An 11,913-nucleotide genomic window follows, 5' to 3' on the forward strand; every position below is an offset into this window, starting at 1 on the left:
GGGTCTCAGGCGCCGGGAACGTGCCGCTCGTCCGGGCCGTCGTAGAGGGACAGCGGCCGGATGAGGGCGTTCGAGGCGAGCTGCTCGCGGATGTGAGCCGTCCAGCCCACGACGCGGGCGGCGACGAAGAGCGGGGTGAACGCCTCCGTCGAGAAGCCCATGAGGTGGTACGCGGGCCCCGACGGGTAGTCGAGATTCGGCTTGATGTTCTTCCGCTCGCCCATCGCCGACTCGAGCTCCTCGTAGAGCGCCAGCACCTCGGGCCGGTCGTAGTGGTCGACGAGCCGGACGAGCGCGTCCCGCATGGTGGGAACGCGCGAGTCGCCGTTCTTGTAGACGCGGTGCCCGAAGCCCATGATCTTGCGCTTCTCGGTGAGAGCCGTGTCTAGCCACGCGGCGGCCCGGCCGTTCGGCGCCTCGTCCATGCCGATCTCGGCGAACGTGTGGAGCACGGCCTCGTTCGCGCCGCCGTGGAGCTGGCCCTTGAGCGCTCCGACCGCGCCGGTGACGGCCGAGTAGACGTCGGAGAGCGTCGACGTGATCACGCGCGCCGTGAAGGTGGACGCGTTGAAGGAATGCTCGGCGTACAGCACGAGCGAGACGCGGAACGCGTCCACGACGACGTCGTCGGGCACCTCGCCGAACGTCATCCAGAGGAAGTTGCGGGCGTAGTCGAGATCGTCGCGCGCCTCCACGAGGTCCTTGCCCTGCCTCCGGCGCTCGTCGTACGCGACGATCGCCGGGATGGCGGCGAAGAGACGGACGGACTTCTCGAGCGTGCCGTCGGGGGTCCGGTCGTCCGCATCGGGGTCGAGGCCGCCGAGAACACTGACCGCCGTGCGCACGACGTCCATCGGGTGCGCCGTCGTGGGCAGGAGGTCGATCGCCGCTCGGATCTCCGGAGCGAGTGCGCGCTGCGCCCGTTCGGCCCGCTCGAAGCCGGCGAGTTCCTCGTCGGTCGGCAGCTCGCCGTGCCACAGCAGCCACGACACGGCCTCGAACGACTGTGTCGCGGCGAGCTCCTGCACCGGGTACCCGCGGTAGAGCAGGGAATTGGTCTCCGGGTTCACCTTCGAGACGGCCGTCGTATCGACGACGACGCCGGCGAGGCCCTTGCGGATCTCCTGGTCGGATTCGGACATCGTGTCTCCTTCGTGAGGGTCGTGCGTCGGGTCGTGCAACGGATCGGGTGGCGCGTGCGCAGGAGCGGCGGAACGCTCAGCCGTGGTTGTCGTCGAGCGTGAAGTCGAAGACCCCCGCGTCGAAGCTCGAATACGACTCGTAGTCGAGCAGGGAGTACAGCTCGGCACGCGTCTGCATGTTCGGTACCTCGGCGGTGAGCGACCCATCCGCCTTGAGGGTGTCGAGGGCGCGCATCGCGGCACCCATCGCAAGCCGGAGGAGCGAGACGGGATAGATCACGAGGTTCACGCCGACGTCGCGCAACTGCGCCGTCGTGAAGAGCTCGCTCTTGCCGAACTCGGTCATGTTCGCGAGGACCGGCACGTCGACGGCGGCACGGATCGCTTCGAACTCGGACAGGTCGCGCATCGCCTCGGGGAAGATCGCGTCGGCACCGGCATCGACGAACTCCTTGGCACGATCGACGGCGGACGGGAGCCCCTCGATGGCGCGCACGTCGGTCCGTGCCATGATCAGGAGGTTCTCGTCCCGCCGAGCGTCGGCGGCGGCGCGGATGCGCTTGGTGGCCGTCCCGCGGTCGACGACGGCCTTGCCGTCGAGGTGCCCGCAGCGCTTGGGGTTCACCTGGTCCTCGATGTGGAGGCCGGCGACGCCGGCGTCCTCGAGGGTCTGCACCGTGCGGGCGACGTTCATCGGTTCGCCGAAACCCGTGTCGGCGTCGACGAGCACGGGGAGATCGGTCATGCGGGCGATCTGCCCGGCGCGCCCGGCGACCTCGGTGAGCGTCGTCAGCCCGATGTCGGGGAGCCCCAGTTCGGCGGAGAGGACCGCGCCGGACACGTAGACGCCGTCGAAACCCTTCTGCTCGATGAGCTTCGCCGACAGGGGCGTGAAGGCGCCGGGGAGCTGCAGCAGGTCCCCGCTCGCGAGTCGCTCGCGGAACAGCCGGCGCTTGTCCGCCGGGGTCATCGTGGCGTAGAGCATCGTTGCCACCCTTTCATCCGTGAACCGGCCGGTTCGTCCCCAGCCTACGGAACCTCGACCCGGGACGGGGAGTCGGGGACGGACGGATGCGGTCCCCGCGCATCGATCAGCTCGGTTCCGGCGAGCACCCCGGACAGCCCTCGCCGCCCGCGGGTGACGGGAACCGATACGACGGCGGCGATGACGAGACCGGTGGCCGCGAGTTGCACGGCGAGGAGCACGAGCGACCAGGCGACATCGGCGACGGCTCCCGAGCCGACGGCGACGGACACCGTGTACGCGCCGCCCGACGAGAGGGCGCGCACGAGCCGCCGCCCGAGCGGCACGTGCGCCACGCCGGCACGCACCGGCTCGAGCCAGACGATGCGCTGACCGATCGACGCACCCGAGCCGACGAGCGCCGGAAGGAGGAAGACGAGCAGCCCGGCCGCCACGGCCGCCACCACACTCTCGAGGGGAGTGGCTGCCGCGTCGTCGCCCGACAGCAGGCGGATCGACGAGATCGCCATGGCGATCGTCGTCGAGACGGCGCTGAACGCGAGGAGGTCGACGATCATGCCGGCCCATCGCCGCCACACCGTCACGGGTCGCGCTTCGAGCCGGCCGGAGCGCAGCTCGCTCGAGCGCGGCATCCACCAGAGCACCGCGGGAGCGATGAGGGCGCCGACGAGGGCTCCCGACGTGTTCGCGATGAGATCGTCCACGTCCGAGACGCGGTAGGCGCACGAGTAGAGCCCCCAGATCCCGGTGTACTGCGTCGCCTCGATCACGAACGACGTCGCGAGGCCCAGGAGGGTCGCCGACGCGATGCCGAACGTGAAGTACCGCCGCGCGATGACGCCGAGCGGGACGAAGAGCAGCACGTTGAAGGCGAACTGCAGGGTCGCGCGGCCCGTGAGCAGCGCGCTCGTCCCGTGATCGCGCACGTCCGTCGCGATGTCGTCGACGACGGCGAATGGGGACAACTGGGCGGGGATCCCGCCGGAGAGGCACGCCGCGCGGCTGTCCGGCAGGGGGAGGAACGTGTAGGCGAGGAGCGCGACGGCGTAGATGCTCAGCGCTGCGGCGCCCACCAGCCGTCCGACGCTGACGCGACCGTAGCGGCGGTACTGCAGGATCAGGATCGGCACGAACACCGCGACGAAGACGCCCCCTCCGCCGAAGACACCGATGATCGCCTGCCGCCCCCATTCGCTCATGGGTTCAGCCTGACAGAACCGGCGTTCGGCCTCGTCGACCGCCCGATCGATCTGCACCGCGGCGACGTCCACCCTCCGATCGACGGAATCCGCACAGGGGATGAGGCCGGGTCGGGGCGAGGCCGGTCACGGAATCAGTCCGCGTCGCCGGGCCTCCGAGACGGCCCGGAGCCGGGTCGGCGCGTCGAGCTTCGTCATCGCCGAGGCGAGGTAGCTCTTCACCGTGGACTCCTTGAGACCGAGCCGCGCGGCGACGTCGGCGTTCGTGAGGCCGACGGCCGTCTGCACCAGGACGTCGCGCTCGCGGGGGGAGAGGCTGACGTCGTCCGGCGAATTCCCCTCCTCTTCGGGGATCGGGATACCGCCGAGGGTCGCGAGCCGCCTCTCGACGGACGCGAGCCGCGCTCGGAGGTCGGGGTCCCCGACGGTGCCCGTGATGCTCCGGAGTTCCGCGTATGCGACGCGCGCGCCCTCGAGGGACGAGGACCACGACGTGGGGGTCGGCGGCTGCACGGGCATCGCGTCGAGCGCGCGGGCGGCGTGATCCCGCGCGCGGGCCGCGGCGAGGTCGCGCGCGATCCGCGAGGCGACTCCCAGGGCCGAGGCGGCGAAACGGTCGCCCACCGTCCCTGGCACCCGGGAGCCCCCGTAGATCATCCCGAGGGTCTCACCGGCCACGACGACGGGCACCGCGAGGAGCGCCGCGATCCCCTCCCCGAGGATGTGGCGATCGTAGTCGTGGGTGATCCGCTCGGAGGAGCCGTAGTCGCTCGTGGCGTGGGGTCGACCATCGATGAGGGACTGCCCGCCGAGGCCGAGCCGCGGCGAGACGGTGAGGCCGTCGAGCGCGTTCGTCCGGGCCCCGGCGACGCTCGTGACGGGCACGATGCCGCCGACGGTCGCGCCCCCGAAGGCGACGGGGATCCCGGTCATCCGGGCGAGGTCCGCAATGGCGGCCTCGATGACGGTCGAAGCGTCCGGCTCCAGTGCCGACGTTCTCATGTGGTCGTTACCGCCTTTCGGGGGTAGTCGATGCGCCCGTCGGGTTCGTAGCGTGAACCCTACCACCGGCCACACGTCAACGGACGGCGCGGCAAATCGTTTCAAAGGAGAGATGATGACCCCGATCGATGCAGGGCGAGGACGAGACGGCCACGACGCCGTCGACTACCTCGCCGTCGAGGATTCCCCCGACTTCCGGGCACTGAAGTCGCGCCATCGGCGCTTCGTCCTGCCCGTCGCGGGGCTCGCCTTCCTCTGGTTCCTGGCCTACGTGCTCCTCGCGACGTACGCGTCCGACTTCATGGCGACCCCCGTCTTCGGTCGGATCAACATCGGGCTGATCCTGGGCCTCGCGCAGTTCGTGACGACCTTCGCGATCACGATGACCTACGTGTCGTACGCGAACCGCCGGCTCGACCCGCTCGCGGAGAAGCTCCGCGTGGAGCTCGCCGAGACGGAGGCCGCACGGTGAACGTCGAAGAGCTCAACAACCCGGTCCTCAACATCTCGATCTTCGTCCTGTTCGTCGGAGTCACCCTCTTCGTCGTGATCCGGGCGAGCCGGAACAACAAGACGGCGTCGGACTACTACGCGGCCGGCCGCTCCTTCACCGGGCCGCAGAACGGCGCGGCGATCGCCGGCGACTACCTGTCGGCGGCGTCCTTCCTCGGCATCGTCGGCGCGATCGCGGTCAACGGCTACGACGGCTTCCTCTACTCCATCGGCTTCCTCGTCGCGTGGATCATCGCCCTGCTGCTCGTCGCGGAGCTCATGCGGAACACCGGGAAGTTCACGATGGCGGACGTCCTGTCGTTCCGTCTGCGTCAGCGGCCCGTGCGACTCGCCGCGGCGATCACGACACTCGCCGTCACGTTCTTCTACCTGCTCGCGCAGATGGCCGGGGCCGGCGGACTCGTGGCGCTCCTCCTCGGCATCAACGACAGCATAGGGACGTCCGTGGTCGTCACCGTCGTCGGCGCGATCATGATCGTCTACGTCCTCGTCGGCGGAATGAAGGGCACGACCTGGGTGCAGATCATCAAGGCTGTCCTCCTCATCGCGGGAGCCGGCGTCATGACGATCTGGGTGCTCGCGCTCAACGGTTTCGACCTGTCGGCGCTCCTCGACAAGGCGGTCCAGGCGGCCGGCACAGACGAGATCCTCGCCCCGGGCAAGCAGTACGGCGCGAACCCGCTGAACTTCGTCTCGCTCGGGCTCGCCCTGATCCTCGGTACCGCCGGACTCCCGCACGTTCTCATGCGGTTCTACACGGTCCCGACCGCGAAGGAGGCGCGTCGCTCCGTCGTCTGGGCGATCTGGCTCATCGGCATCTTCTACCTCTTCACGCTCGTCCTCGGCTACGGGGCGGTCGCGCTCGTCGGGAGCGAGACGATCCTCGCCTCCGCCGGCGGTGTGAACTCGGCGGCTCCGCTCCTCGCGCTGCAGCTCGGAGGACCGATCCTCCTCGGCATCATCTCGGCCGTCGCGTTCGCGACGATCCTCGCCGTCGTCGCCGGCCTGACGATCACCGCCGCCGCGTCGTTCGCCCACGACATCTACGCGAACGTCGTGAAGCGCGGCAACGCTGATCCGGAGATGGAGGTCAAGGTCGGTCGGCGCACGGTCGTCGTGATCGGGGCCGTCGCGATCCTCGGGGGCATCGCCGTGCAGGGACAGAACGTGGCCTTCCTCGTGGCGCTCGCGTTCGCCGTGGCGGCGAGTGCAAACCTGCCGACGATCATCTACTCGCTGTTCTGGCGACGGTTCACCACGCGAGGAGCCGTGTTCAGCATGTACGGGGGACTCGGGAGCGCGCTCGTACTGATCGTGTTCTCACCGGTGTTCTCCGGTACGGAGACCTCCGTGTTCAAGGGAGTCGACTTCTCCTGGTTCCCGCTCGACAACCCGGGCATCGTGTCGATCCCCCTCGGATTCCTCCTCGGTTTCGTCGGGTCCCTCATCCCGCAGAAGGCGCCGGAGGATCGGCGGCTCGCGGCCGAGATGGATGTGCGGTCCCTCACCGGTCACGGCGCGGAGAAGGCGACCGAGCACTGATCGCGACCCCGCGGCGGCCCTGGATTCCGGGGGCCGCGGCGGGGAGGGCCACCCGATCGAGGACCCGGCGCGGGATGCGCCGGGTCCTCCGTCGCTCTCCGCGTCAGACGGGCGCGCCGACCACCTGCTGACGCACTCGACTCGCCCCCGACTCGTCGACCTCGACGGTCAGGCGCGCGGCGATGCGCTCCTTCATCGCGTCGACGTGGCTGATGAGTCCCACCGTGCGCCCTCCCGAGCGGAGCTCGTCGAGAGTCGACATCGCGATCTCCAGTGTCTCGCCGTCGAGAGATCCGAATCCCTCGTCGATGAAGAGGGTCTCGAGGGTGATGCCGCCGGCGCGTTCCGTGACGACCTCGGCGAGCCCGAGGGCCAGTGCGAGCGCCGCGAGGAAGGTCTCCCCGCCCGAGAGGGATGCGGTGGGGCGGGATCGTCCGGTGTACTCGTCGCGGATCGACAGACCGAGACCGGACGCGGTGTTGCGATACGCCACGGCGTCGTCGTGCTCGAGGGTGAAGCGGCCGCTCGTCATGACGGCGAAGCGACGGTTCGCCGCGGCGATGATCTGCTCCAGCTGGGCCGCGAGCACGAATGTCTCGAGGTCCATCCGTCGGGTGTTGGGGGCCTTGCCCTCGACCGTATCGGCGAGCCCGCGGATGGCGTCGACCTCGTCGCGACGAGCGCGCACGGCCGAGAGCGCGGTCAGCGCGTCGACGCGGATCTGCTCGAGTTCGCGCTCGATCCCCTCGATGACGGTGACCCGGGCGATGGCCGCGTCTCGCGCCGCTCGCGCCGCGCGGAGGGCGTCGGCTGTCGCCGCCGTGTCCGGAGCGGCCCCGCCGAGGTCGGCGAGATCGGGATGGGCGAGCGCGGCGACGTTGGCTGCGCGCTCCTCGGCTGCGGCCTGGACGCGGGCCTCGAGCGAACGGATCGCGCTGTCGCTGCGTCGGGCGGCGCGCACGGCGTCGGCGTCCGCGAATCGCGGGAAGGACTCGTCGCCGTCAACGTGCTCGGCGAGGGCAGCCGCGACCGCCGTCGTGGCCGCGTCGAGTTCGCGGATGCGCTCCTCGAGGGCAGCTCGTGCGTCGACGAGGGCGGCCGCCGCGTCGCGGACACGCGTGACGCGCGCGACCCGGTCGGCGACGGATGCGTCGTCGCCCCGTGCCGCGGAGAGCCGCGACCGCGTCGCCTCGAGGCGGGTGGACGCGGCGGTCGCGGCCTCCGCGGCGGCGTCGCGATCCGCGATCCGCTCCGCCAGAGCGGCGTCGGCGCTCGCCGATTGATCGATCAGTGCGGCCACGACGGCCTCGAGAGCGGGAAGACGGGCGCTCGCGCTCGCGCACTCGTCCCGATGTGTCTCGGCCGTGGCCGATCGGGCGTCGAGTTCCTCGACGGGCACCCCTCCGGACGCGACGAGTGCTTGCGTGTGGGCGGCGTCCGCCTCGCGCACGGCGCGGGTCGCGCGCGACGCCGCGGTGTTCGCGTCCTCGAGGGCGGAACGTGCGGCGTCGAGATCGTCCTCGCGCACGGGGTCCGCGTTCGCCGACGCCGGAGCGGGATGCGAGGTCGATCCGCACACCGCGCACGGCTCCCCGTCCGTGAGCTCCTCGGCGAGTTCACCGGCGAATCCGGCGAGACGGCGCGTGAGGAGATGCTGGAGGCGGGAGGTGGCGTCGCCCGCTGCGGCGAGCGTCGCGATCTCCTTCTCTCGTGCCGACCGGAGCTCTTTCTCGCGCGACAGTGCGTCGTGGGCGGCCGTCACCTGCAGTTTCAGGCCCTCGACGGCCACCGTCGCGGCATCGAGGCCGTCGGCGATCGCTCGAGCGGCGGCCACGGCCGAGCGGGCGCTCTCGAGCTCCGCCGGAAGGGCATCGCGACGTTCGGCCGCGGCGTCCGCCGCCCGTCGGGCCGCCGCCAACCGGTCGCGAGCGCGTTCCGCTTCCGCGTCGAAACCGGGGAGGGACCGCTCCTCGACGAGGGCGTCGGCGAGACTGCCGAGTTCTCGGGTGAGCGAATCCACGGTCTCGGCGGGATCGAGTTCCGATCCGAGGGACACCCGGGCGAACGCGGCGTCGGCGTCCTCGAACGTGGTCCGCGCGCGCCCCTCTCGGGAGACGGCCGCATCCATCGTCTCGACGAGGGGCCAGAGGGGGGCGGCTGCCCGCGCATCGGAGAGCTCGCGGCGATCCTCCGCGTCCGCCTCCGCGCGCACCGCGAGCCGGTCGCGATCGGCGATCGCGGCATCCCGGCGGCGGAGGCGAGCCGCGAGTTCCTGGGCCCGACGGTCGGCGGCGTCCGCCTCCGCGAGGGCGTCGTCGGCCTGTGCAGCGTGACGATCGGCCTCCCGCCGGGCGGGAGCCGCCGCGCGCGCGATGGTCGAGAACCACGCGTCATCGGCGTCGGATGCTCCGTCGGAGTCGGTCGTCGCATCGGCGTCCGCGTCCGGGGCCGGATCGGCGTCCGTCCCCGCGGCATCGGGCGCGACGGCCGCGGGGAGCCCGTCATCCGATTCCGACTCCGACTCCCGCATCGGGTCGGGCTCGGGCAGAGCCGCGACGAGCGCGCGCGCCCTCTCCGCGAGACGCTCCACGGCGGCGAGCTCCGTGCCGAGTTCGCCCTCCACCGCCTTCCGACGCTCGACGAGGTAGTCCTCGAACGACGAGAAGCGCTCGGTGGCGAAGAGGGAGCGCAAGAGGTCCTGCCGCTCGTCGTGCCCGGCCGCGAGGAAACGCTGGAAGCGGTTCTGCGCGAGCAGGATCACCTGGAGGAACTGATCCCTCGTGAGCTGCACGATGCCCTCGAGCTCGATGCCCACGTCCTTCGGACGCGCGGCCAGACCTCGCCACTGCCCGTCCTCGAAGACCGCGAGCTCGGCGGTGGGCGCGGAGGTCGTCGTGCCCTCGCCCCGAGCCTTCGCCCGCTCGTAGGTGGGGGAGCGGCGCACGCGGTACTCGCGGCCGCCCGCCGAGAACTCGAGCTCGACCCACGTCGGATCCGTCGGGGCGCTGTGGTCGCTGCGCAGTCGCGCCTCGCCCTTCTCGAATCGGGGGACGGAGGCGTACAGCGCGAAGCAGACCGCGTCGAGGATCGTGGACTTCCCCGCTCCTGTCCGCCCTCCGATGAGGTAGATGCCGTCGTCCTCGAATGCGCGGAAATCGATGGTCTGTTCGTCGCGGTACGGCCCGAAGCCGGTGAAGCTCAGCCTCGTGATCCTCATCGACCGGCCTCGCGGGATCGCAGCGCGGAGAAGGCCTCGTCCACGAGTCCGGCCTCCCGCGTGGTCGGACCGCGGCCGTTGCGGACGTGCTCGAGGAAACCGGCGACGATCTCCACGTCGCTCTTCTCCTCGATGCGGGTCGCGTAGGTGGCGTGCCCGTCCGCGTGCACGATGCTCGGGCGGTGCTCCAGCTGCGCGCACCACGGGAACCGCTTCTGCAGTCGCGGCATGGCGTCGAGGGGCCGGACGTCGTCGGTGAGCGTCGCGGCGACCCAGTGCTCGGTGAGTCCGTCGTAGGCCGACGACGTCACGAGGTCGTCGAGGGTGCCGGTGATCCGGGACAGGGGCCGCGGAACGGGCAGGCGGACCCATTCGACGGAGTCGAGGCGCGTCGCGCCGAGGTCGACGAGCCAGGCGCCGCGCGGCTTGTCCGCCTCGCTGAACGAGTAGTGGAGCGGAGCGCCCGAATACCGGACCCGCTCGGAGAGCGTCGCCCGGCCGTGGATGTGGCCGAGCGCCACGTAGTCCGGGCCGTCGAACGTCGTGAGAGGGACGTAGTCGAGGCCGCCCGCGGTGATGTCACGTTCCACGTCGCTGCCGGCCGCGCCCGTCGCGAAGCAGTGGGAGACGACGACGGAGCGTCCGCCGCGCTGCAGTGAGTCCTCACGGATGCGTCCCATGACGAAGCCGAGCACGTCGGAGTGGCGGCGCAGCGGGACGTCGGGGTAGAGGTGACGGACGAGGGACGGCTCGAGGTAGGGGATGCCGTAGACGTGCACGGGACCGTGTTCGTCGGAGAGGGTGACGGGCGCGTCGTGCTGCTCGGGACGGGTGATCACGTGGATCCCGGCGAGCTGCGCGAAGTCGGACTGATAGCCGAGCCGGGCCGCCGAATCGTGGTTGCCGCTCGTGACGACGACGGCCGCGCCCGCATCGCGTAAGGAGGACAACGTGCGTCCGAGGACGCCGTAGTGCTCGGCCGCGGGCATCGTCGAATCGAAGACGTCGCCCGCGACGATCACGAGGTCGACCGACCGCTCGCGCACGACGTCGACGAGCGCGGCGAGGACCGTCTCCAGTGCTCCGACGGTGCTGTGACCGTGGAACGTTCGCCCGATGTGCCAGTCGGAGGTGTGGAGGATCCTCATGCCCACAACGATAACGAGAGCCGCCGACAGTCCGGCCGGCCCTCGACGAGAGCACCGTGTTCCGCCGCGATGCAGCTCGAGGCGATGTGTCAGGCCGGGCGCGGCGACATCGCGGCGGCTCGGCGGCGGCGGCGTCGCACATAGACGACGGTGAGCCAGACGAGGGCCACGATCGCGAGCACGACGAGCACGGGCACGACGATCGCGAGGATAACGAGCATGATGCTGGCGCCGTCCTCGATCGTGCTGAGCACGGGGGCTGCGAGCCCGAAGGTCGCCGCATTGGCGATCGGGCGGATCGCCGCCTTCGCGAGGTGCACGAGCAGGGCGATCACGACTCCCGTGACGATCGGGACCCATTGCCCGCTCGATACGAAGGACTCGGGGTCGGTGACCGCGACGGTCTCGGAGGCCGATCCCGATCCGAACACGATCCCGCCCGACGCAGGCCTCACGACGGTCTGGACGATGTCGTTGATGCTGTCCACCGCGGGGATCTTGTCGGCGACCATGTCGATCACGAGGAGGACTCCGAGGATGACCATGACCCACTCGTTCTCGAGCCAGGCCCAACCGGGTGGGACGGCCAGGAGATCAGTGAATCGCGAGAGGAGGCCCATGGCGAGCATGGGGATGTAGGCGTTGAGGCCGGCGGCCGACGCGAGACCGAGCCCCGTGAGTGCCTCGAGCATCGTCGCCCCTCCCGATCGTGGTCGGCACGATGGAACGGGCCGACGTCACGATTCTACGCGCGGGAGGTGGGCGCGGGTCGGGGCTGGACATGAAGAAAGCCGGGCCGGTCGAGTCGCGTGAGCGACTCGGCCGACCCGGCTTTCCGAGTGGGGCCAGGCGGTCAAGTCGCTGAGCGACTCACCGAACCGGGCTCCGGGTAGGGCCAGGAGGTCGAGCCGCTGAGCGACTCACCGAACCGGGCTCTGGGTCAAGCAGACTCAGATCGCGTGGATCTTCTCGGCCTGCAGGCCCTTGGGGCCGCGAGCGGTCTCGAACTCGACGCGCTGGTTCTCCTCGAGCGACCGGTAGCCGGTCGACTCGATGGCGGAGAAGTGAGCGAAGACGTCGGCAGAGCCGTCATCGGGGGAGATGAAGCCGAAGCCCTTTTCCGCGTTGAACCACTTAACAGTTCCAGTAGCCATGATCATTCCTT

At 70.6% G+C, this 11,913-nt stretch carries 10 protein-coding genes; 2 read left to right on the forward strand and 8 right to left on the reverse strand.

Going from position 1 to position 11,913, the window contains the following annotated elements:
- Positions 1-5: 5 nt before the first annotated feature.
- The 4 genes from ELQ94_RS02800 to ELQ94_RS02815 form a co-directional block, all read right to left on the reverse strand.
- On the reverse strand, positions 6-1,142 hold the full coding sequence (locus ELQ94_RS02800; protein ID WP_127046921.1) for a bifunctional 2-methylcitrate synthase/citrate synthase: 1,137 nt from the start codon (positions 1,140-1,142) through the stop codon (positions 6-8).
- A 76-nt stretch (positions 1,143-1,218) separates the two neighbouring features.
- Positions 1,219-2,127 carry a methylisocitrate lyase gene (prpB, locus tag ELQ94_RS02805; protein ID WP_127047280.1) on the reverse strand — a complete coding sequence of 303 codons (909 nt, stop codon included), beginning with the start codon at positions 2,125-2,127 and terminating at the stop codon, positions 1,219-1,221.
- Positions 2,128-2,171: 44 nt separating this feature from the next.
- Complete coding sequence (locus ELQ94_RS02810) at positions 2,172-3,326, reverse strand: VanZ family protein (protein ID WP_127046923.1); 1,155 nt, start codon at positions 3,324-3,326, stop codon at positions 2,172-2,174.
- A gap of 126 nt (positions 3,327-3,452) precedes the next feature.
- Positions 3,453-4,328: a LuxR C-terminal-related transcriptional regulator gene (locus ELQ94_RS02815; RefSeq protein ID WP_127046925.1), complete on the reverse strand. Its 876-nt coding sequence runs from the start codon at positions 4,326-4,328 to the stop codon at positions 3,453-3,455.
- A gap of 112 nt (positions 4,329-4,440) precedes the next feature.
- On the opposite strand from ELQ94_RS02815, the gene ELQ94_RS02820 reads away from it, so the two are divergent.
- Entirely contained in the window at positions 4,441-4,800 is a 360-nt protein-coding gene (locus ELQ94_RS02820) for a DUF485 domain-containing protein (RefSeq protein WP_243696828.1), read from the forward strand.
- Positions 4,797-6,383, forward strand: coding sequence for a solute symporter family protein (locus ELQ94_RS02825; protein WP_127046929.1), 1,587 nt, complete (start codon positions 4,797-4,799; stop codon positions 6,381-6,383). Before ELQ94_RS02820 ends, ELQ94_RS02825 begins: the two co-directional genes overlap by 4 nt.
- 103 nt (positions 6,384-6,486) lie before the next feature.
- Here the strand turns inward: ELQ94_RS02825 and ELQ94_RS02830 are convergent, their stop codons facing one another.
- From ELQ94_RS02830 to ELQ94_RS02845, 4 genes are all read right to left on the reverse strand, one after another.
- Positions 6,487-9,600: an AAA family ATPase gene (locus tag ELQ94_RS02830; RefSeq protein ID WP_127046931.1), complete on the reverse strand. Its 3,114-nt coding sequence runs from the start codon at positions 9,598-9,600 to the stop codon at positions 6,487-6,489.
- The gene (locus ELQ94_RS02835; protein ID WP_127046933.1) at positions 9,597-10,748 is read right to left on the reverse strand and encodes an exonuclease SbcCD subunit D; all 1,152 of its coding nucleotides are present in this window, start codon (positions 10,746-10,748) and stop codon (positions 9,597-9,599) included. The genes ELQ94_RS02830 and ELQ94_RS02835 overlap by 4 nt, the downstream gene beginning before the upstream one ends.
- Positions 10,749-10,837: 89 nt before the next feature.
- Complete coding sequence (locus tag ELQ94_RS02840; protein ID WP_127046935.1) at positions 10,838-11,440, reverse strand: DUF4126 domain-containing protein; 603 nt, start codon at positions 11,438-11,440, stop codon at positions 10,838-10,840.
- A 258-nt stretch (positions 11,441-11,698) separates the two neighbouring features.
- On the reverse strand, positions 11,699-11,902 hold the full coding sequence (locus ELQ94_RS02845; RefSeq protein ID WP_106562098.1) for a cold-shock protein: 204 nt from the start codon (positions 11,900-11,902) through the stop codon (positions 11,699-11,701).
- Between the last annotated feature and the right edge of the window lie 11 nt (positions 11,903-11,913).

Source organism: Labedella endophytica (assembly GCF_003990045.1).
Classification (GTDB): Bacteria; Actinomycetota; Actinomycetes; order Actinomycetales; family Microbacteriaceae; genus Labedella; species Labedella endophytica.